The following is a 21,369-nucleotide window of genomic DNA, read 5'->3' as shown; positions in this document are numbered from 1 at the left end:
TCACCCGATCCGCCGGAGCGGGCGGGCCAGAAGCAGAAGCGCGGCCCCGGCCGCCAGCAGCGGCAGCGCTGCCAGGGCCCAGTCGATCCGCGCCATGCTGGCGATGGCGAGCGGCGCCAGGACCGAGCCGATATTGTTGCACTGGACCACCAGCCCCAGCGCCGGGCCGGTCAACGCCGGGTCCGCCACGCTGCGCGGCGCCAGGGAGAAGAGCGAGGCCGGGATCACGCCCCCGATGCCCGAAGCCAGCAGCGCCGCCGCGACGGTGAGCGGCAGCGAGAAGGGCAAGGTGAAGGTTCCGGCCGAAAGCAAGGTCATGGCCGCCCCTGCCGCCATGACCAGGGCCGGAGCCTGCCAGCCACGCCGGAGCAATCGGCCCGCGGCAAGGTTCCCGGCGATGTTGAACAGCGCCGCCGCCGCGCCGGCCAGCCCGGCGAGCGGCAGGGAAAGCCCGAAGCCCTCGACCAGCCGCGCCGGAAGGAAGCCGGCGATGCCGAAATACACGACCGCATAGCCGGCAAAGGCCGTGGCCACGAAGAAGGGCAACCGCGCGCGCCAGAGGGCCGCCACGCGGACGCGGACCCCCGCCCCTCCCTCCGCCGGGCGGCCGGCGGAGGGGGGCAGCAGCACCCCAGCTGCCAGGGCGGCGGCCCAGGGCAGCAGTGCCATCACGGCCCAGGCGGCTCGCCAACCCAGCCCTTCCACCAGCGGCGCCATCAACATGCCCAGGGCGATCCCGCTGGGCATGAAGGCGCTCCACCAGGTCATGGCGAGCGAACGATCCGCCGCGGCGGCCCGCGCCGCCACCAGCGTCGGAGCCGAGACCACCACGGCGAGGAAGGCGGCACCTTCGGCGACACGGCAGGCATAGAGCAGCACCGGCCCGGGCGCGGCGGCGGCGGCGAGCCCAGCGGCGCCGAGGACCCACAGCCCGGCCAGCAGCACGCGGCGCACGCCGGCCCGCGCCGCCACGAGCCCGGCCGGCAGCCCGAACCCCGCCGCCATGAGCGCGAAGACGGAAAGCAGCCCCGCCGCGCCGCCCAGGCCGATGCCAAGATCCGCGCCGATCGCAAGGAGTGAGGGCGCGACCTTACCGAACTGAAGCGCCGCCGCCACCCCCGCCGCCACCAGCGCGCCGATCTCCGCCCAACGCGTCACCGCAGGCGGGATGGCCCGCTCAGCCATCCCGGCCCGTGGCGAAGAACCAGCCAATCAGTCGCCGCTCCAGCCAGAGGAAGCCGCGATTCAGCGCATAGCCCAGCAGGGCCAGCACCAGCACGGCCGCGTACATCTCCTCCGCCCGCCCGGCGAACTGCATCAGGACGAGGTAATGGCCCACGCCCTGCTCGCCCGCGATCATCTCGGCCACCACGGTGGTGACGAGCGCCAAAGCCAGCGCCACCCGCAGCCCGGCCATGACATAGGGCAGGATCGCCGGAAGGGTGACGAGGAAGAGGCGCCGCCAGGCCGGCACGCCGAAGGTGCGGGCCATGGCCAGCTGGTCTGCCTCAACCGCCCGCAGCCCCTGCGCCGTGTTGGTCAGCACGGGAAAGAAGGCGGTCACGGCGGCGATCGTGATCTTCATCCCGTTGTCGAGGCCGAGGAAGAGCACGAGCGGCGGGATGATGGCCGGAATCGGGATGGGGCGAACCAGTTCAACCGTCGGCCCGAGCACGCGCGTCGCCAGGCGGCTGGCCCCGAAGAGCAGCCCGACCGCCACGCCCACCACCGTACCCGCGGCCAGCCCCGCGAACATGCGTGCGAGTGTGGAGCCCACCAGAAGCGGGATCTCGCCCGAGAGCGTGTCCCGCGCCAGGGCGGCCAGCACCTGGGAGAAGGGTGGCCAGTTCGGACTGTCCACCATCCCCGTGCGGGCCGAAACCTCCCAGAGGAGGAAGAGCGCCAGGACAAGCCAGAAGCCAGAGGTCGGACGGCGCATCACACCCGTGCTGTTCGATCAATCGGCCCCGCGCCGGCCGGAGAGCGGCCGGTGAGCCCGTGGCGCAGCATGGCTCCGCGCGAAGCGGGGCAAGCTTTGGGGCGGGTCATGCGCAGGGTCTCCCGCACCGATGCGGCGGCGCCGGCAGCCCCGCCCGGTCCAGGAACGGGCCCGCCGGTGCGTGCATCCATGAGGAAAGACCGCGCGATCCCAATCCCTCAGGCCTTGGCGGTGCGGAAGATCAGCTGGTCGGGCGCAGGATAGCGCCCGCCCAGGCCAAATTTCGTCATGGTGGCGATCACCTCCGCGATCTCGGCCTCGGTGATCTGCTTCACATAGACGGTGAAGGCGCAATCTTTCAGCCGCGCCACCGGCACGCGGGAGAAACCGGAGATCAGCTCCAGCAACTCCGGCTGGCCCAGCCGCGCATTCACCCAGTCCGTGCCCTTCGCCAGGGCGCGGGCGAAGCGCTCGAAGATCTCCGGGTTGCGCTCGGCATCCTCCTTCATCGCCACGTAATGCGCGACGGAGGAGTTGGGCGCGGTTTCCTGGATGAACCAGCCGATGCGCTCCAGCTTGTCGCCATGGGTCTGCAGCGCGGCCGTGACGAAGGGCTCGCTGAACAGCCCGGCATCGATCTGCCCGCCCGCTAGCGCATCGGCCATCTGCGGGAAGGGCACCTCCACCGCGTTCACCTTCCTCCAGTCGCCACCGGTCTTCTCGATCCAGGCCATGCCGCGCAGCCAGACGATGTTGTTGCGCGTGTTGGAGGCCACGCGCTTGCCCTCCAGCCCCTTGCCGTTGGTGATGCCCGAACCCTTGCGGACAAGGATCGCCATCGTGTCCGGCGGGTTGGGCTGGGAGCGCACGGCGGCCGCGACGAAGCGGAAATCCAACCCCTCGCGCACGCCCAGAAGCGCGGAAACCGTGTTGGTGAAGGCGATACGGAACTGCCCTGCAACCACGCCGGGCAGGCCGGTCGCGCCGCCCGCCGTCGTGGAGGTGTCGATCTCCAGCCCTTCCTCGCGGAAATAGCCCTGGGCGATGGCCGCATGCAGCGGCGCCACGTCCAGCACGGGGATGACGCTGACACGCAGCCGGGTGAGGCCCTGCGCCTTCAGCGCCGGCGCGGCGAGCGGAAGGGCGAGGGTGGCGCCGAGCGCGGCGCGGCGGGTGATCTCGTTCATTCTCTCGATTTCCTCTCTTTCATGTTTCTGGTTCAGCCCCGCCGCTGCCAGTGCAGCGCCCTGCCCTCGGCCCAGGCGAAAACCGCGTTCAGCGCCAGCCCCACCAGCGCAAGGATGACCAGCCACGCATACATCTGCCGGATCAGGAAGCTGCGCTGCATGTCCAGGATCAGGAAGCCCAGCCCCCCCTGCCCCGTCAGCATCTCGGACAACACGGTGATGATGAGGGCGAGTCCGAGGCTGGTCTTCATCCCGGCCAGGATGAAGGGCAGCGCCGCGGGCAGCACCACATGGCGCAGCACGCGCGCCGTGCCCCATCCATGGGTGCGGGCGGAATCCAGCAGCACCCGGTCCACCCCCCGCACGCCCTGCAGCGTGTTCACCAGCACGGGAAAGGTGACGGCGAGCGAAACCGAGGTGATCTTCATCGTGTCGCCGAGGCCGAGGAACAGCATCAGCGGCGGAACCAGCGCGGCCTTCGGGATGGGCCGCAGCATTTCCACCAGCGGCTCCAGCAGCCGGTAGGCGGCGCCCCACCAGCCCATGGCCGTGCCAAGGGCGATTCCCACCGCCGAACCGATGGCAAAGCCGATGAAGACGAGGCGTAGCGTGGCGAAAAGCGGACCCAGCACCTCGCCGGAGGCGATGAGGTCGGACAGCACCTCCCATATGGCCGTGGGCGGCGGCATCAGGGCGCGGCGGACCAGCCCCGCATTCACGGCCCATTCCAGCCCGGCCAGCAGCAGCGCCAGGAAGCCGAGACCGGGAAGGAGAGCGGTCAGGCGCTCAATGCGCATGCCCACCCCGCGTCAGTAGGGCATCCAACAATTCATGCCGCAATTCGAGGAAGCGGGCGGTCTCGCGCACCTCCACGGCATCGCGCGGGCGGGGCAGCCCGGTCTCCACCACGCGGGCGATGGTGGAAGGACGCTTGGTGAGCAGCGCCACGCGGTCCGACAGCGCGACCGCCTCCTCCACGTCATGCGTCACCAGCACCACGGTCAGGCCGCGCTTCTCCCACAGTTCCAGCATCAGCCGATGCAGGTCCAGGCGCGTCAGCGCATCCACGGCGCTGAAGGGCTCGTCCATCAGCAGGATCTTCGGCTCGGCCGCCAATGCGCGCGCCAGGGCCACGCGCTGCTGCATGCCGCCCGAGAGCTGCCAGGGGAAATGGTCGCCGAATCCGGTCAGCCCCACGGAGGCCAGCTGCAGATCCGCCGTCTCGCGCGCCCGGGCGCGGGACATGCCGGGCCGGTGCTCCACGGCGAAGGCCACGTTGTCCCGCACGCTGCGCCAGGGCAGCAGGGAACGGCCATATTGCTGGAAGACATAGACCGCCTCGGGCGGCGGCCCCGTCACCGCCCGCCCGGCCACGCGCACCGTGCCGGCGGAAGGCGCCATCAGCCCGGCGGCGATCTGGAGGAGAGTGGACTTGCCGCAGCCAGAGGGGCCGAGGATGGAGAGGAACTCGCCTTCCCGCACGGAAAGGGAGATCCTGTCCATGGCCAGGGTCGGCGGGCCGCTCCGCGCGGGAAAGGATTTCTCCACCGCCTCCAGCTCCAGGATCGCCATCCAGCCCCCTCGCCTCGATATCCGCGCGGCCGGGCCGCGCTTCAGAACAGCTCGAAGTACTCCCGCTGCTCCCATTCCGAGACCTCCGCCTCGAAGCGGGCGATTTCGGCGCGCTTGATGCGCAGGAACCAGTCGATGAATCCTCCGCCGAAAGCCTCGCGCGCCGTTTCGTTCCTGTCCAGCGCATCCAGCGCCTCGCCGAGGTTGCGGGGCAGCGGCGTGGCCTCGGTTTCATAGGGCGTGTCGGCCGGCGGGCCGGGGTTCCGGCCCCGCTCGATCCCGTCCAGCCCGAAATGCAGCTGGGACGCCATGTAGAGATAGGGGTTGGCCGCGGGCTCCCCGACCCGGTTCTCCAGCCGGGTGGCGCGATCCCCGGGCTGGCCCAGGGCGCGCACCATCACCCCGCGATTGTCGATGCCCCAGACCGCCCGGTCCGGCGCCAGGGAAAGCGGCCGGTAGCGGCGATAGCCGTTGATCGTGGGCGTGGAGAAGGCCGCCGCCGCCCGCGCATGGTGCAGCAGCCCGCCGAGGAAATGCAGCGCCGTGCCCGAGAGCAGCGCGCCGCCTTCCCCGATGAAGGCGTTGCGGCCGGTGCCGCGCTCCGTCAGCGACTGGTGCAGGTGCCAGCCGGAGGACATGACATTCGGGATTCGCGGCCGGCACATGAAGGTCGCGTGGTAGCCATGCCGCCGCGCCACCTGCTTGACCGCGGAACGGAACAGGATGGCGGTATCGGCCGAGGCCATGGCGCCCTGAGCGTCGAAGGTGAACTCCACCTGGCTCGGGCCGTATTCCACCTCCATGGAGCGCAGCGGCAGGTCCAGGGACTCCACCGCGTGGCGCAGGGTTTCCAGCACGGGATCCAGCGCGTCGTAGCGGCTTTCCGTCAGGTAGTTGTAGCCCTGGGTCAGCAGCGCGACCTCGGGCGGCGTTCCCGGCTGGCCCGCATCCCCGGGCGCCAGCTTCGGATCCAGCAGGCGGAAGAGATGGAATTCCAGCTCGATCCCCGTGGTGTAGCCGAAGCCCATCCCCGCGGCCCGGTCCAGCGCCTGTCGCAGCTGCTGGCGCGGCGAGAGGGGAACGGGGCGCCCGTCCTGGAAATACGCGTCGCAGAGCAGCCAGCCCGTATGCGGCGCCCAGGGCAGCACGCGGAAGCTGGCCGGATCGGGCAGCAGCAGGAAATCGGCCGCGCCCTGCATCTCCTTCATCCCGATCCCGCCACCGGCGGTGAAGACGGGCCAGGCCGTGCGATGCGCGCTGTCCTTCAGCAGCATCGTCGTCGTCATGGCGATGCCGTCGCGCAGCGCGCGGGCGGCATCGGCGGCCACCACGGTCTTGCCGCGGAGGATGCCGTGCTGGTCGGGCCAGGAAAGGCGGAGCACACCGATCCCTTCGGCCTCAATCCGGCGCAGCAGCTCGGCCGCGCGTTCCCGGGCGGCGGCGTCCTGCAGCCCGTGCCGCTCGATGAAGCTCATTCGGCGGCGAGCGCCGGCGCGGACCATGGGGCGGCGGCGCGGCGGCGGGCCACGGCGGCGCGCCAATGCTCCTGCCAGCTTCCGGCGGGCGCCATGCCGTCGATGGTGGCAGGGCCGGTCATGCCGGCGGCCTGGTCGGGATCCAGGGCCATCAGCGGCGCCCTCCCCTCCTCCACCGCGGCCATGGCGCGCATCAGCAGGCGGCGGTTCGCGGCGATCGCCTTGTCGGTGGAGGCGAGGTGCTCGCGCGTGCGGTCCTGGATGGCGCCCTGGCTCTCCACGGCCCATTGGTCATGCGTGTTGATGTCGTGGCCCATGCCCGTATAGGTCTCGCTCGCCTGCTCGGCGGGGTCGTACCCGTATTCGTTCCGCGCGTTGCGGCGCGGCGTGTAGTCCGGCGGCGCATAGGTCTCCAGGCGCTGCGCACGCATGGTGGCATGGTCCACCGGGCCCGCGAAGCTGGTGAAGATCGCGATCCAGTAGCAGCGCGTGTCATCCACCGGCATGTGCCACTGGGTGATCGTCATGTCGGCGCTCATCGGAATGACGAAGGCCTGGGGGAAGTACAGGTTCGTCACGCGCACATGCGTGGTCTGGTCGTTGATCTTGCGAAGCGCGGTGACGCGCAGGCCGTAATCTGTGTTGTCCACCTCGATCTGCGGGCGCGGGAACTCGCGCAGCACATAGGTCATCGGCAGGTCCGAACCGTCCGAGGCGCCGCGGAACTGCTTGCCGTAGCTCTCCTTCGCGTCGCCATCCTCGAAGAAGCGGTGCAGGAAGGAGGCATGGGCGGGGTCGATCCCCACCTCCAGCGCCTGCAGCCAGTTGCACTCGATCAGCCCCTTGAAGGCGAAGGTGTGCGTCTCCGGCGCGACGAAGCAGTCGAAGGCGGGCAGCGCGGGCGCCTCGCCTTCCCCGAGGAAGGCGAAGACGATGCCGGAGCGCACCTGCACCGGATAGGAACGGGTGCGGATGCGCTGGCAGAGCGTGTTGCCCTCCGGCTCCGCCGGCGTCTCCAGGCAGCGTCCGTCGGTTGCGAAAAGCCACCCATGGAAGGGGCAGCGCAGCCCGCCATCCTCAAGTCGCCCATAGGCCAGGTCCACGCCGCGATGCGGGCAATCCCGGTCGATGAGGCCGATCTTCCCGGCCTCGTCCCGGAAGAGCACGAAATTCTGTCCCAGCGCGCGCACCGGCCGCACGGGGCGTGGCCCCTCCAGCTCATCCAGCAGGGCCACTGGCTGCCAGTACCGCCGGAGCAATGCCCCGCCGGGGGTTCCCGGCCCGACCTGCGTGAGACGCCGGTTCTGTTCCGCACTCATCATGGCCGAGCACTCCAGCAGATGTCCGATGACCGAACGCTTGTGCGATTGTAGAACCGCGTTTCCGGCGCATGCAACGGGCGCGTGCGACCACCGATCACGACAGGGCGGGAGAGAACATGCCGAAGCTCGGCGCCGAGGCGTCAAGGCAGCGGGCCGATGCGGCACTGGGGCCGGACCATTCCGAGGCACTCGCGCGCGGCATCGCCATCCTCTCCGCCTTCGGGCCGGACCGGCGGCAGATGACCCTCGCGGAAGCGGCGCGCGCGGTGGACCTGCCCCGCGCGACGGCACGGCGCGCCTTGCTCACCCTGACCCATCTCGGCTTCCTGGAAGTGGATGGGCGGCTGTTCCGGCTGACCCCGAAGGTGTTGCAGCTGGCCTCGGGCTATCTCGGCGCGAATGGTGTCTCGGCCCTGCTGCAGCCCCGTTGCGAGCGGATCGCGGCCACCACGGGCGCGGCCTGCTCGGTGGCCATGCTGGATGGGGCGGAGATCGTCTTCGTGGCCTATGGCCAGGCCTCGCGCCTCATGCCGGTGAACACCATGATCGGCGCGCGGCTCCCGGCGCATTGCACCGCGCTCGGCCGCGTTCTGCTTGCCGCCCTGCCGGATGCGGAACTGGAGGACATCCTTCGGGCACTCCGGCCGGAAGCCGTGACCCCGCGCACGGAGACGGACCCGGGTCGGATCCGGAAGGCGATCCTCGCGGCGCGCCAGGCCGGCCATGCACTGGTGGAAGAGGAGATGGAGCCGGGCTTCCGCTCCCTGGCCCTGCCCCTGCGCCGCTATGACGGGCGCGTGGTGGCGGCGCTGAACATCGGGGCGCCGATCGCGCAGCATCCGCCGGAGGCCATGCGGGATTATTTCCTTCCCTTGCTCCGCATGGAGGCCGAGGCGCTGGCCGCTGAGCTTGTCTGACGGTTCGTCGCGAACCTCTCCCCGCCTGGATCGTTTCTAACATACGTAAACGGGACGGAGGGGTTGTGGAGGGGCACGGGGCGACAGGGCGGATGCGCCTGCGGCCGGCGGCACCCAGCGGAACGGCCGAGGTCGAGTCGCTTCGTGCGGCCCTTGCCGAGGCGCGCGCGGAGTCCGGAAGCCTTTCGCGCCGCCTGCAGGAATCCGAGCGGCAGCTCGGTGCCTGGCGCGCCCTGGTTGGCGCGCGGCGCCGTGCCCTGGACGAGGATGATCCCGTCTTCGGCGCCGCCTTCGAGGATCTGTGGGCCGTGGCCGCCGAGCTGGAGGAGGCCAACGCCGCCTTCGGGCGGGAGGTGGCCCAGCGCCGCGCCGAACTGGCCGCGATCGATGCCGCCTTGCGGGAGAGCGAGGAGAGGGTGCGCCTGGCGCACCGCTATGCCGGCGCCGGGTCCTGGGAATGGATGGTTCCCGACGATTCCCTCAGCTGGTCGGAGGAATACCGGGACCTGCTCGGCATCCCGCCGCATGCCGCACCCTCCCGCGAAGCCTGGCTGGCGGGGATCCTGCCCGATGACCGGCCGGCGGCGGAGCGCGCGCTGCAAACCGTCCTCCAGCATGGCCATCCGGAATTCGAGGTGGAGTACCGCGTGCGCCATCCACAGCGCGGTATCCTCTGGCTTGCCTGTCGGGGTCGCCTGCAACGGGACCCGCAGGACCTTCCCTGGCGGCTGACCGGCCTCTGCATCGACATCACGGCCCGGAAAAGGGCCGAAATCGCCTTGCGTGACGCGAACGAGAACCTGCGCCGCGAGGTGGAGCGGGAGGTGGCGGCGCGCGAGGTCACCCAGTCCCAGGTCACACAGATGCTGAAGCTGGAGGCGCTGGGGCAGCTCACGGGCGGCGTGGCGCATGACTTCAACAATCTTCTCGCCGTCGTCTCGGCCGGCGCATCCCTGCTCGCCCGCACCGAGGACCCCGCGCGGCGCGAGCGGCTGATCTCCAGCATCGCCCAGGCGGCCAGCCGGGGCGCCGACCTCACCCGCCGCCTCCTCACTTTCGCCCGTCGCCAGGCCCTTCGGCCCGAACGCATCCCGCTCGTCCCGTGGATGGCGGATCTCGGCGTGCTGCTCTCCCGTTCCCTGCGCGCCGACATCGCCCTGCGCATCGAGGTGCCGGAGGATGTCTGGCCGGTCTTCGCCGACACATCCGAGATGGAGCTGGCCCTTACCAATCTCGCCCTGAACGCCCAGGACGCGATGCCCCGCGGCGGCACCCTCGCGATCCGCGCCGGGAATGCGCAGCTACAGGGCAAGGGAGACCCGGACGGGCTCCGTGGCGCCTTCATCCGGATCGAGGTGGAGGATAGCGGCATGGGCATGGCACCGGAGGTGCTGGCGCGCGCCTTCGAGCCGTTCTTCTCGACCAAGCCGGGCAGCGGCACGGGGCTGGGATTGGCACAGGTCTATGGCTTCGCACGGCAGAGCGGGGGAACCGCACGCGTGAGCAGCCGCACCGGGCATGGCACCTGCGTCACCCTGCTCCTTCCCCGCGCGGGCGCGGAGGAGCAGGCCCGGGCGGATCCGTCGGCCGCGCCACCGGCTGGGCGTGATGCAGGCGACCATGCGGGCGACCATGAGGGCAGCCATGCGGGGGAGCGCGCGCTGCGGATCCTGGTGGTGGAGGATGACGACGCCCTGGCCAGCCTTGTCCTCGACATGATGCGGCATCTCGGCCACGACGCCCGGCGTGCCACCGGCCCCAATGACGCGCTGGGCCAGCTGGAGGCGGGGCTCGAGGTGGACCTCATCTTCACCGATGTTCTCATGCCCGGCGGCATGGACGGGCTGGACCTGGCCTATGCGCTGCGCCAGTCCCGCCCCGGACTGCCGGTGCTGCTGACCAGCGGCTATGGCGGGGCGCCCGCCCGGGTGGCGGAAGCGGGGCTTCCCCTGCTCCGCAAGCCCTATGGCCTCCCCGAGTTACGGGAAGCCCTGGCCGCCGCCATCCGGGGCTGAGCTGTCACGCGCCGGCGCTTGGCCGGCATGAGCCGGCCGGGCCATATGGTGTGCATGCCTGTCACTCCCCGCCGCGCCCGTCCCGCCAGCCGCTCCCCCGGCCGCAGCGCCTGGCGCTGGGCGCGCCGGGCCCTGGTTCTCCTCGTCGCCCTGCCGCTCCTCCTGCTCGGCGTGCTGGCCGGGGCGGCGTGGTGGACGTTGCCGGGCGAGAAGGAGGCGCTTCGCCTCGCCGGGCTTTCCGCCCCGGTGGAGATCGGGTTTGACGACCGGGGCATCCCGCGCATCCGCGCCGCCAATGATCGGGACGCGGCCATGGCCATGGGCGTGATCCATGCGCGGGACCGCATGTTCCAGATGGAGATGACCCGGCGCGGCGGCGCGGGGCGGCTGAGCGAGCTGGCCGGCGCCTCCACCCTGCGCCTGGACCGCTTCGTCCGGACCCTCGGCCTTCGCCAGCGGGCCGAGACAGACCTTGCCACCCTGCCCGCGGATGCCCGCGACATGCTGGAAGCCTATGCCGCCGGCGTGAATGCCTGGATCCGGGCGCGCGGCCGCTTCGTGGCCCCCGAGTTCATCCTGCTCGGCGAGCCGGAGCCCTGGCACCCCTCGGACAGCCTGCTCTGGGGCAAGGTGATGGGCCTGTGGCTCTCCGGGAACTGGCGCATCGAGACGGAGCGGGCCCGCCTGGCCCGGGTGCTGTCGCCCGAGAGGATGGAGCAGCTCTGGCCATCCGATGACAGCCTCGGGCGTGCCGAGCTCGCCGCCCTGCCCGAACCCCGGCGACTGGCCGCGCTGCTGGGCGCGACCCCGCGCTGGGGTGAGGATGCGCCCCTGCCGCCCTCAGCCTCGAATGCCTGGGCGGTCGTGCCCGCCCGTTCCGCCACCGGGGGCGCCCTGCTGGCCTCGGACCCGCATCTTGCGTTGCAGGCGCCGGTCCTCTGGTATCTCGCGCGAATCGAGCTGCCCGGCGGACGCTTCCTGGCAGGCGCCACGGCACCGGGCGTGCCGCTGGTCGTGATCGGGCGGAACGAGCGGCTGGCCTGGGGTTTCACCACCACCCATTCCGACACGCAGGATGTCTTCGTCGAGCGCCTCTCCGGCCTCGACACCTATGAGACGCCGGAGGGGCCCCGGCCCTTCGAGACACGCGATGAGCGTATCCTGGTGCGCGGCCGGCCCGATGAGGTCCTGCGCGTTCGCGAAACACGGCATGGCCCGGTGATTTCCGACCTGGACGAGGAGCCGCCCGGGGACCGGGTGCTGGCGGTCGCCATGGCGAACCTCGCCCCGCGGGACACCCAGGCGGCGGGGCTCCTCGCCCTGAACCGCGCCCGCTCCATCGCCGAGGCGCGGGCGGCCGCCGCGCTCATCTCAAGCCCCGCGCAGAACCTGATGGTGGCGGATGCGGCGGGCGGCATCGCCATGTTCCTGACCGGCCGCACGCCCGTTCGTGCAGCGGGCGACGGCACCCTGCCCGCCCCGGGCTGGGATGGCTCGCATGACTGGACGGGCTGGGTGCCCTTCGATGCCATGCCGCATGTGGTCGCGCCGCCTTCGGGCGTGATCGCCAACGCCAACAACCGCGTCCAGCCCCTGGGCAGCCCGGTTTTCCTCGGCCGCGACTGGTATGGGGACTGGCGCTTCCGGCGGATCGGCGACCTGCTTCGGCAGCGCGAGCGCCACGGCCCCGGCGACTTCGCGGCCATGCAGGCGGATTCTGTCAGCCTGCTCGCGCAGGAGATGCTGCCGCTCCTTCTCTCCCCGCCCCGCCCGGCCGGCCTTGCCGGGGAAGCGCGCGACCTCCTTATCGGCTGGAACGGGGCCATGGAGCCGGGCCTGCCGCAGCCCCTGATCTTCAATGCCTGGATGCGCGAGATGGGGCGGCTCGCCCTGGAGGCCGGCGGGGTGCCGGAGGGCGCCTGGTCCGCCGGCCCCGAGTTCATCCGGCTTCTCGGCACGGCCGAAGGGGCCGCTTGGTGCGGGCCGGAGGGCTGCGGCCCCATGGCGATGCGGGCGCTGGAGGCCGCCGTGGCCTCGCTTCTTCCCGGCTTCGGGCCAGATCCCGCTGCCTGGCGCTGGGGAGAGGCGCATCGCGTGCGGCTGGAACACCCGCTTCTTCGCTTCGTCCCGCTGCTTGGGAACCTGATCCGCATTGAGGCGCCCACTCCCGGCGATGGGCAGACCGTGAACCGCGGCGGCATGGCGCGCGACTTCAGCCATGCCCATGGGCCGGGGCTGCGGATCGTGATGGACCTTGCCTCCCCCGACGGGGTGCTGGCCGCGATCGCCACGGGGCAGTCCGGCAACCCCTTCTCCCGCCACTGGGGCGACCGGAATGCCGGCTGGGCGGCGGGGAAGGTGGAGGCGCTACCGGCGCAGGCCCCCGCAAAAGCCCGGCTGCGGCTTGACCCTTGAAGAAGCATGCCACCGCGGGCCGCTGCCCTGCGTTGTGGCGATGGGGCGGCCCTCCTGCACGGAGACCATGGACGAAAGGGCCCGTTCCGCCGAAAATGGAGCCCTGATGCTGCACCGTGCCCAACGCCGACCGCAGTTCTTCTACACCACCGCTCCCTTGCCATGCCCTTACCTGGCCGGGCGGACGGAACGGAAGGTCGTGACCGAGCTCTCCGGGCCGGAGGGCGAGGCGCTGCATGACCGCCTCTCCCGTGCCGGCTTCCGGCGCAGCCACAACATCGCCTATGCGCCGGTCTGCCCGGGATGCCAGTCCTGCATCCCGATCCGCATCGTGGTGGAGGATTTCGCACCGGGCCGGACGCATCGGCGGATCCTGCGCAACAACGCGGAGGTGGTGGCGCAGGAGGTGCCGGCGCGCGCCACGGCCGAGCAATTCGCCCTGTTCCAGCGCTACCAGCGCGCCCGCCACCGGGACGGCGACATGGCGGCCATGGGCTTCTACGACTACCGCGCCATGGTGGAGGACACGCCGATCACCACCATGCTGATCGAGTTCCGCGAGGCGCCGGACCGGCTGATCGGCGCCTGCCTGACCGATTGGCTGAAGGACGGGCTCTCCGCCGTCTATTCCTTCTTCGAGCCCGAACATGCGGGCCGCTCGCTCGGCACCCTCTCCATCCTGCATCTGGTGGACCGGGCGCGCGCCCTGGGCCTGCCCTATGTCTATCTTGGCTACTGGGTGCCGCAGAGTGCCAAGATGGCCTACAAGGCGGGCTTCAGGCCGAGCGAGATCCTGACCAACGGCGCCTGGCACCCGCTGCGCGACAGCCTGCCGCCAGTCACGGCGCTGGTTCCGGAAAGCGCGGTGTAGCACCGCCCGAACCCGGACCGCGCGGCCTGAGCCGGATAACACCCGCTCCTGCCGCGAGGGACCGATGGCTTGCCGGACATCCGGCCCGGAGGCCGGGGCCGGGATATCCGGGCAGGCCGCCTCAGCCGTCGAAGCGGTTCGACTTCGGGAAGCCGTTCGGCGGCATCTTGCCCGCGCCACCGCGATTGCCGCGCCAGGGAGCCAGCGCCGTCTCGGTCCGGGTGCGGTCGCCCAGGCGCCAGGTCAGGCCTTCCCGGCGCGCATCGAACACCTTCACGTCGGACAGCCCGCCATCGCGATAGCCCTGCAGCGCCACGCCGCGGCCGCGCGTCATCTCCGGCACCTGCTCCATCGGGAAGACGAGGAGCTTCCGGTTCTCGCCGATCACCGCCACCGTGTCGCCCTCGGCCGGCACGCAGACGGCGAGCGTATCGGGCGCATCCACCACCAGCACCTGCTTGCCCGTGCGCTTCTCGGCTAGCAGATCCTCGCTCTTCACCACGAACCCGCGCCCCGCGCTGGAGGCGACGAGGAATTTCAGCCCCTCCTTCCACACAAAGGCGGTGAGGATGTTCTCCTCATTCCCGAGTTCCACCATCAGCCGCACCGGCTGGCCGTCGCCGCGCCCACGCGGCACGGCATCGGCCTTGATCGTGTAGGCGCGGCCATTGGAGGCAATGAGGCCGATCCGGTCCGTCGTCTCCGCATGGAGCATCAGGGCAAGGCTGTCGCCTTCCTTGAAGCGCAGCTCGGCGGTGGGCTCGAGATGCCCCTTCTGCGCGCGCAGCCAGCCCTTCTCGGAAAGGATGACGGTGATCGCCTCCTTCTCCACGAACTGGCTCTCGTCGAACGTCACCACCGCGGCCTCGGTCTGCACCGTGCGGCGGTCGCCCAGCGCGCCAGAGCCGAACTTGTCCCGCGCGGCCTCGATCTCCTCGCCGATCCGGGTCCACTGCGCCTTCTCGCTGGAGAGCAGCTTCTGCAGCCCCTTCAGCTCCTTCGTCAGGCGCTGGTGCTCGCGGCGGATCTCCATCTCCTCCAGCTTGCGGAGTGCCCGCAGCCGCATGTTGAGGACGGCCTCGGCCTGGTTGTCCGTCAGCTCGAAGGTCCGCATCAGGGCCTCCTTCGGGTGGTCCTCCTCACGGACGATGCGGATCACCTCGTCGAGGTTGAGATAGACGATGAGGTAGCCGTCGAGGATCTCCAGCCGCCGCTCGATCGCGGCAAGGCGATGGTTGGAGCGGCGCACCAGCACCACCTGCCGGTGATCCAGCCAGGAGCGCAGCACCTCCCGCAGCCCCATCACCCGCGGCGTGCGTTCGGCATCCAGCACGTTCATGTTGAGCGGGATGCGCGTCTCCAGCGGGGTCGCGCGGAAGAGGCTCTCCATCAGCATGGCCGGCTCGATGGTGCGGGACTTCGGCTCCAGGACGAGGCGGACCTTGTCCGTGCTCTCGTCCCGCACATCCGCCAGCAGGGGCAGCTTCTTCGCCTCCAGCAGCTCCGCGATCTGCTCGATCAGGCGGGACTTCTGGACCTGGTAGGGGATCTCGGTGACGACAACCTGCCAGGTGCCGTTCTTCAGCGCCTCCTTCTCCCAGCGCGCGCGCAGGCGGAACCCGCCGCGGCCGGTCTCATAGGCGTTCAGGATGCTGTCCGCGGGCTCCACCATCACGCCGCCGGTCGGAAAATCCGGGCCGGGCATATGCGCGAGCAGCTCGGCGGTGGTGGCATGCGGGTTGCGGATCAGCTCCAGCGCGGCGCTGCAGACCTCGCCCGCATTATGGGGCGGGATGGAGGTTGCCATGCCCACGGCGATGCCGTTCGCGCCATTGGCCAGCAGGTTCGGAAAGGCGGCCGGGAGGACGACCGGCTCCTGCTCCTCGCCGTCATAGGTCGGGCGGAAATCGACGGCATCCTCGTCGATCCCCTCCAGCAGCGCCTTGGCGACCTCGGTGAGCTTCGCCTCGGTGTAGCGCATGGCCGCGGCGTTATCGCCGTCGATATTGCCGAAATTGCCCTGGCCCTCCACCAGCGGGTAGCGGGCGGCGAAGTCCTGCGCGAGCCGCACCAGCGCCTCATAGACGCTGGCATCGCCATGCGGATGGTACTTGCCGATCACGTCGCCGACGACGCGGGCGCATTTCTTGAAGCCGCCTGCCGGGTCCAGCCGCAGCTGCTGCATCGCCCAGAGCAGGCGGCGATGGACCGGCTTCAGCCCGTCCCGCACATCCGGCAGCGAGCGCGCCATGATGGTGGACATGGCATAGGCGAGGTACCGCTCGGACAAGGCGCCGGCGAGCGGGGTTTCGTTGATCCGGCCGCCTTCCGGCAGCGTCTTGAGGTCGTCGGGCATGGTGGGCGGCCCCGTGTTCTGTCTTCGTTCAGGTTCTTCCGTTCTAGCAGGCCGGACGGGCCGGCGCCAGGGCACGGCTCTGTTGATGGACGGGCACGAGGCGCCGGGTCTAGCAGGATCGGGCGGTCACGGAGGATGCCAGATGGCACGGCAGGGATGGACCAGGGGCCGGGGGCTGCGGCCGGCGGGCCATGTGCTGGGCCTTGTCCTGGCGGTTGGCGCGGCGGCACCGGCCCTGGCGGCCGACCCCGTTCCGAGCGGGCTGCTCCTGCCGGTTCAGGCCGGGCCGCCGAAGAGCCCTGCCCCCTCACCCGCCAGTCCGCCGGCCTCCCGCGTCGCACTCAGCCCTGGCGATGCGGCCCAGGCGCCGCCGCTCCAGCCGGACCGCCCGGTCCAGGTCACGCTGCGGCGGGGACAGCAGGCCTTTTTCCGCATCGCACCGGAAGCCGGTGAGGCCTGGAGGGTGGAGACCCGCCGGCTGGCCCGCGGCACGGACACGGTGCTGGCCACGCTCGACGAGGCGGGTGACGTGCTGTCCGAGGATGATGACGGCGGCGGGGAGGAGCTTGCCTCCCGCCTGGAGGCGCAGCCGGGCGACGGCGTGCGCCTGATCCGTGCCGGCACGCTGGAGAACCAGGGCGGCCGGTTCGAGCTGGTGCTGACGCGGGAACAGCCCCTGCCACCACCGGATTTCGCGACAGACCAGGCTTCGGCGGCCGGGCGCCCGCCCCTCACCCTGGGGCAGCCCGTGCGCGTGCGGCTGCGCCGGGGCCAGCACGCCTTCTTCGCCCTGCCGGAGGAACGGACGGACCTGATCGCGGCGACGCGCGCGCTGTCGCGCGGGGCGGATACGGAACTAGCCCTCCTCGACGCCTCGGGGCAGGTGGTGGCCCGGAACGATGATGGGGGTGAAGGCCTCGCATCCCTCCTGCCGCTGATGCAGGGGAGCGGGCCGATGACCCTGCGCGCCAGCCTGGTGGATGGCGGCACCGGAAGCTTTGAGGTGGTGCTGGAGCGCGAGGCCCCGTCACCCGAACCAGACTACCCGACCTCGTTGGAGCAGGCCCGGTCGCGCGGCCCGCTGAACCCCGGGCAGACCCTGCGCATCGAGCTCGGGCGCGGCCGGCAGGCCGTGTTCGCCCTGCCCGAGGGACAGGCGCTGACTCTCTCCACGCGGGATCTCGGCGAGAATGTCGATACGGTGCTGGCCCTGCTGGATGACCAGGGGGAGGTGCTGCTCGAGGATGACGATGGCGGCGGCGGCCTCGCCTCACGCCTCCGCACCGCCGATGCCTCCGGAAGGGCAGCCTTCATCCGGGCCAGCCTGCTGGATGGCGGGCGCGGCAGCTTCGAGCTGGTCGTGCAGGGCGCGCAACAGACCACGACTGAGACAGGCCCCGCCGCGGAGCTGGAGGAGGCCAGGCGCCGGCCCACCCTCATCCTGGGCGAGGCCTTGCGGCTGCGCATGGATGCTGCGGAAGACCGCTACATCGCCCTGCCGCATGACGGGAGGCCGGCCCTGGCCATGACCTTCGGCCTGGCGCCCGAGGTGGATACCGAGCTGGCCCTGCTGGACGAGAACGGCACGGTACTGGCCGAGAACGACGACGCCGATGGCCTTGCCTCGCGGCTTGAGATCCCGCCGGCGCCGCGACCCGCCTTCCTGCGCATCCGCCTGCTGGAGGGTGCGGGCGGCGAGTTCAACCTGGTTCTGGTGCGGCCCGCGCCCTAGCCTAACCGTTGCGCCCCAGTATCGGTGCCCCCGGCGGGGCGCGCCGTCCGTTTGCAGCCGGAGGCCAGCTTGCTAGGGTCCGACGCTCCAGTTCACGAAGGGAATGTGCCGTCGTGCGTAACAGAACCAAACGCAGCCGAAAGACCGCCCGCAAGCGCCTCCGGATTCAGCGTAGACAGGCCAATAAGGGCTAATATTACCGGTGCTCTGACCCGCCAGGGCGTTGAGCACCTTTGGGGTGCGCGCCTGTCGTGCCAGCCAGGCCGGCGCCCGGGCGGCGGCCTCAGGCCTGGTTCGGCGCCGCCTCGGCCAGTAGCGCCACCCGGTCCGCCAGGGCCTGGCGCGCCGCCGGAATGGGCCGATGCCGTGCGCCGAAGGCATCACGGGCGAGGAAATGGCCGGTCAGCCGCAAGGCATCCGCCCAGTCCTTCGGGCCGCTGGGCAGGCTTGCCTTGCGCATGAAGGGAGGCAGGGGAAGCATCCGGTCGCCATAGGGCGCGGCAATATCGTCCCGCACCGCGCGGCCGGACTTGGGTGAGACATGGGTCAGCCGCGCCGTGTCCCCGGTCATGGCGCAGCGCGTCAGGTCCAGCCCATAGCCAAGATCGGCCAGGAGCTGCACCTCCCAGTGGATGTAGTCGGGAATCACCTCCCGCGCGCCGCGCTGCAGATGGGCGATGATCGGCAGCAGGCCCCGGAAGACCGCCGCATGCGGCTCCCGCTCCGGCAACGCCTCCGCTGCCACGGCGCAGGCGGAGGATAGCAGCGCGAGGGCCAGCGGGTCATCCATGGCCAGGGCTGCCGCCGGATGCACGAGATCGCCGCTCAGGAGCCCGAGCTGCTCGGCCAGCCGCGCGACCCAGCGTGCCTCGACAAGGTTGCCCGGCAGCCAGGTGGCCGCCTGCCCGCGCGAGGCGCCACCCTTCACCAGCCCGGCATGGCGCCCATGCTCCTCGGTGAGGACGGTGACCACCGCCCCACCCTCGCCGAGCGGGCGGGATTCGAGCACGATGGCGGGCGCGGTCCATTCCATGGCGGGAGGATGGGGCAAGCCGCGCGCGGCGGCTACTCCAGGTCCTCGAGGCCAAGGGCGCGCAGCCGCCCCCGCTCCTCATCCCAGCCCGGCCGGTCCTTCACGTTGAGGAACAGGTGGACGGGCCGCTCCAGCAGCTTCGTCAGCTCCGAACGCGCCCGCTGGCCGATCTCCCGGATCCGGCTGCCCTTGTCGCCGATGATGATCGCCTTCTGCGAGGCGCGGCCGACATAGATGGTGCAGTCGATCCGGACCGATCCGTCCTTCCGCTCCTGCCAGGATTCGGTTTCCACCGTGGCGTGGTGGGGCACCTCCTCATGGGTCTGGCGCAGGATCTGCTCGCGCACGATCTCGGCCGCGAGCATCCGGTCCGTCACGTCGGACAGCTCGTCCTCGGGGAAGAGCCAGGGCCCCGCGGGCATGGCCTCGCAGAGACGGGTGCGGAGCCTGTCCACCCCGTCGCCGGTCTCGGCCGAGATCATGAAGGTCTCGGCGAAGCTCAGCATGCCGTTCAGCTCCGCCGTCAGCGGGAGCAGCCGCTTGGTGTCGAACAGGTCGGTCTTGTTCAGCACCAGCCAGAGCGGCGGGGCTCCCTTGGCCAGCTTGGCGACGATGGCGCGCAAGGGTTCCGTCACCCCGGCGCGGGCATCCACCACCAGCATCGCGAGGTCCGCGTCCTGCGCACCGCCCCAGGCGGCGGCGACCATGGCGCGGTCCAGCCGGCGCCGGGGGGAGAAGATGCCGGGCGTGTCCGTCAGCACCACCTGGGAACGTCCCTCGGTGATGATCGCGCGGATGCGGAAGCGCGTGGTCTGCGGCTTGTTCGAGACGATGGAGACCTTTGCCCCGGCCAGCCGGTTCACCAGCGTGGACTTGCCGGCATTGGGGGCGCCCAGCACGGCGGCGAGGCCGGCGCGGGAGGGCCCCTCCTGCTCCTCGGGCATGCCGGGGATGTCGCCTGTTTCCTCAGCCACGGGAGAGCTCCGCCAGCAGGGCCTCGGCGGCCAGTTGCTCCGCTGCGCGCTTGCTGTCGCCACTCGCCTCGGCGGAGCGGCCACAGGCGCGGGCGGAGACGGTGAAGACCGGGGCGTGGGAGGGACCTTCGGTGCCCACCAGCACATATTCCGGCAAGCCTTGGCCACGGCCCAGCAGGTATTCCTGCAGCCGGCTCTTTGCGGACATGGGCGGGGTCGCATCGGCCCCCATCGCCTCTTCCCATTCGGCGCGGACGAAGGCGCGCGCGGCCGGCAGCCCACCATCGAGGTAAAGGGCGCCGATCAGGGCCTCGGTCGCGTCCGCCACCACATTCGCGCGCTGCCGCAGCCCCGTGCGCCCCTCGGCGGGGGGGATGCGCAGCGCGGCGGGCAGGCCGATCGCGTCCCCGACCTTGGCCAGCGTATCCGCGGCGACCAGCACGGCCAGCCGCTTGCCCAGCTCCCCTTCCCGCTCCTGCGGGAAGCGTTCGGCCAGCCATTCGGCCATGCACAGCGCGAGGACGCGGTCGCCCAGGAACTCCATCCGCTCGTTCGAATCGAGTTGGCGGCGCTTGGGATCGGCGGCGGAGCGGTGGGTGAGCGCCTGCTCCAGCAGCGCGGGGTCACGGAACACATGCCCCAGCCGCCCGGCCAGGGCGGCGACGGGGGGCTTCACTGCCTGCCCGCCTTCATCATGCGGCCGGCCATCACCGGACCGCCGAGAAGATGCGGGACCAGCGCACCGCGAAGGGCCATGCCCAGACCTCCCACCAGCGGGCCGAACCGTCCCAGGAGAAGAAGAGGAACTCGGCGCGCCCGACCAGGTTCTCAACCGGGATGAAGCCGACATAGCTGGTGGCCCGGCTGTCGAGCGAATTGTCGCGGTTGTCGCCCATGGCGAAGACGTGGTCGGGCGGAACCACGAATTCCTGCGTGTTGTCGTAGGGGCCGTCATCCGAGGCCTCCAGGATCTCATGCGTCCGGGGGGCGCTGCCGGCGCTGGCCGGCAGCGTCTCGCGGTAGAGGCGGACGGTCATGCGGGGCCCGTCCCCCTCGACCGTATAGGGGCCGGCGGCCACGCGCTGCACCTGCTGCCCGTTGATGCGCAGGATGCCCTGGCGAACCTGGACGCGGTCCCCCGGCAGGCCGACGATGCGCTTGATGTAGTCCGTGGTGCCGTCCCGCGGCAGCTTGAACACGGCCACATCCCCGCGCGCCGGCAGGCTGCCCAGGATCCGGCCGCTGAACAGGTTGGGGCTGAAGGGCAGCGAGGCCCGCGAATAGCCGTAGGAGTATTTGGACACGAACAGGTAGTCGCCCACCAGCAGGGTGGGGATCATGCTGCCCGAAGGGATGTTGAATGGCTCGAAGGCGATGGTGCGGATGCCGATGGCGATCAGGCCCGCATAGAGGATCGTCTTCAGGCTCTCCAGCCAGCCGCCGGAGGTCTTCTTGGTCATCGTATGCTTCTTCGCGGCCTCACCCGGCCGGCCGAACGCCCCCGGAGGCCCGAAAAGGGGGCACGGGTCGGGCCGCCGCGTGGCCGTGGGTGCGACAGTTG

General features: G+C 71.1%; 17 protein-coding genes. 5 read left to right on the top strand and 12 right to left on the bottom strand.

What is annotated here, in order from left to right; genetic code table 11:
- From J8J14_RS13395 to J8J14_RS13365, 7 genes are all read right to left on the bottom strand, one after another.
- Window positions 1–1,185: an MFS transporter gene (locus J8J14_RS13395; protein WP_209380031.1), complete on the bottom strand. Its 1,185-nt coding sequence runs from the start codon at window positions 1,183–1,185 to the stop codon at window positions 1–3.
- A complete protein-coding gene (locus J8J14_RS13390) occupies window positions 1,178–1,939 on the bottom strand; it encodes an ABC transporter permease (protein ID WP_209380030.1) in 762 nt (253 codons plus the stop codon). The genes J8J14_RS13395 and J8J14_RS13390 overlap by 8 nt, the downstream gene beginning before the upstream one ends.
- Before the next feature lie 218 nt (window positions 1,940–2,157).
- A complete protein-coding gene (locus tag J8J14_RS13385) occupies window positions 2,158–3,126 on the bottom strand; it encodes an ABC transporter substrate-binding protein (protein WP_209380029.1) in 969 nt (322 codons plus the stop codon).
- Window positions 3,127–3,158: 32 nt separating this feature from the next.
- A complete protein-coding gene (locus J8J14_RS13380) occupies window positions 3,159–3,923 on the bottom strand; it encodes an ABC transporter permease (RefSeq protein WP_209380028.1) in 765 nt (254 codons plus the stop codon).
- Window positions 3,913–4,698: an ABC transporter ATP-binding protein gene (locus J8J14_RS13375; RefSeq protein WP_209380027.1), complete on the bottom strand. Its 786-nt coding sequence runs from the start codon at window positions 4,696–4,698 to the stop codon at window positions 3,913–3,915. Before J8J14_RS13375 ends, J8J14_RS13380 begins: the two co-directional genes overlap by 11 nt.
- 41 nt (window positions 4,699–4,739) lie before the next feature.
- On the bottom strand, window positions 4,740–6,173 hold the full coding sequence (locus J8J14_RS13370) for a glutamine synthetase family protein (RefSeq protein WP_209380026.1): 1,434 nt from the start codon (window positions 6,171–6,173) through the stop codon (window positions 4,740–4,742).
- The gene (locus tag J8J14_RS13365; RefSeq protein ID WP_209380025.1) at window positions 6,170–7,495 is read right to left on the bottom strand and encodes an aromatic ring-hydroxylating dioxygenase subunit alpha; all 1,326 of its coding nucleotides are present in this window, start codon (window positions 7,493–7,495) and stop codon (window positions 6,170–6,172) included. Before J8J14_RS13365 ends, J8J14_RS13370 begins: the two co-directional genes overlap by 4 nt.
- A gap of 116 nt (window positions 7,496–7,611) precedes the next feature.
- Between J8J14_RS13365 and J8J14_RS13360 the strand changes: the two genes are divergently transcribed.
- From J8J14_RS13360 to J8J14_RS13345, 4 genes are all read left to right on the top strand, one after another.
- A complete protein-coding gene (locus tag J8J14_RS13360) occupies window positions 7,612–8,412 on the top strand; it encodes an IclR family transcriptional regulator domain-containing protein (RefSeq protein ID WP_209380024.1) in 801 nt (266 codons plus the stop codon).
- Window positions 8,413–8,504: 92 nt separating this feature from the next.
- Complete coding sequence (locus tag J8J14_RS13355) at window positions 8,505–10,427, top strand: ATP-binding protein (RefSeq protein ID WP_209380023.1); 1,923 nt, start codon at window positions 8,505–8,507, stop codon at window positions 10,425–10,427.
- A 54-nt stretch (window positions 10,428–10,481) separates the two neighbouring features.
- Entirely contained in the window at window positions 10,482–12,842 is a 2,361-nt protein-coding gene (locus J8J14_RS13350; RefSeq protein WP_209380022.1) for a penicillin acylase family protein, read from the top strand.
- A gap of 106 nt (window positions 12,843–12,948) precedes the next feature.
- Complete coding sequence (locus J8J14_RS13345) at window positions 12,949–13,713, top strand: arginyltransferase (protein WP_209380021.1); 765 nt, start codon at window positions 12,949–12,951, stop codon at window positions 13,711–13,713.
- A gap of 121 nt (window positions 13,714–13,834) precedes the next feature.
- On the opposite strand, the gene parC is transcribed toward J8J14_RS13345, so the two are convergent.
- A complete protein-coding gene (gene parC / locus J8J14_RS13340; protein ID WP_209380020.1) occupies window positions 13,835–16,069 on the bottom strand; it encodes a DNA topoisomerase IV subunit A in 2,235 nt (744 codons plus the stop codon).
- Between the two features lie 142 nt (window positions 16,070–16,211).
- On the opposite strand from parC, the gene J8J14_RS13335 reads away from it, so the two are divergent.
- Complete coding sequence (locus J8J14_RS13335) at window positions 16,212–17,801, top strand: hypothetical protein (protein WP_209380019.1); 1,590 nt, start codon at window positions 16,212–16,214, stop codon at window positions 17,799–17,801.
- Window positions 17,802–18,084: 283 nt separating this feature from the next.
- Here J8J14_RS13335 and recO read toward each other — a convergent pair whose 3' ends face one another.
- Genes recO through lepB form a run of 4 tightly spaced genes read right to left on the bottom strand, consistent with a single transcriptional unit; the run spans window position 18,085 to window position 21,268 of the window.
- Window positions 18,085–18,834: a DNA repair protein RecO gene (gene recO / locus J8J14_RS13330; protein WP_209380018.1), complete on the bottom strand. Its 750-nt coding sequence runs from the start codon at window positions 18,832–18,834 to the stop codon at window positions 18,085–18,087.
- Window positions 18,835–18,866: 32 nt separating this feature from the next.
- Window positions 18,867–19,778: a GTPase Era gene (era, locus tag J8J14_RS13325; RefSeq protein WP_209380056.1), complete on the bottom strand. Its 912-nt coding sequence runs from the start codon at window positions 19,776–19,778 to the stop codon at window positions 18,867–18,869.
- 22 nt (window positions 19,779–19,800) lie between these two features.
- Window positions 19,801–20,484 (bottom strand): ribonuclease III, encoded by a 684-nt coding sequence (rnc, locus tag J8J14_RS13320; protein WP_209380017.1) that lies wholly within the window; start codon window positions 20,482–20,484, stop codon window positions 19,801–19,803.
- 31 nt (window positions 20,485–20,515) lie between these two features.
- Window positions 20,516–21,268: a signal peptidase I gene (gene lepB / locus J8J14_RS13315; RefSeq protein ID WP_209380016.1), complete on the bottom strand. Its 753-nt coding sequence runs from the start codon at window positions 21,266–21,268 to the stop codon at window positions 20,516–20,518.
- Window positions 21,269–21,369 lie beyond the last annotated feature (101 nt).

Origin of the sequence: Pararoseomonas baculiformis (genome assembly GCF_017813395.1) — a bacterium.
GTDB lineage: Bacteria > Pseudomonadota > Alphaproteobacteria > Acetobacterales > Acetobacteraceae > Roseomonas > Roseomonas baculiformis.
Note: the sequence above shows the minus strand (reverse complement) of the source record. Positions and strands in the feature narration are given on the sequence as shown.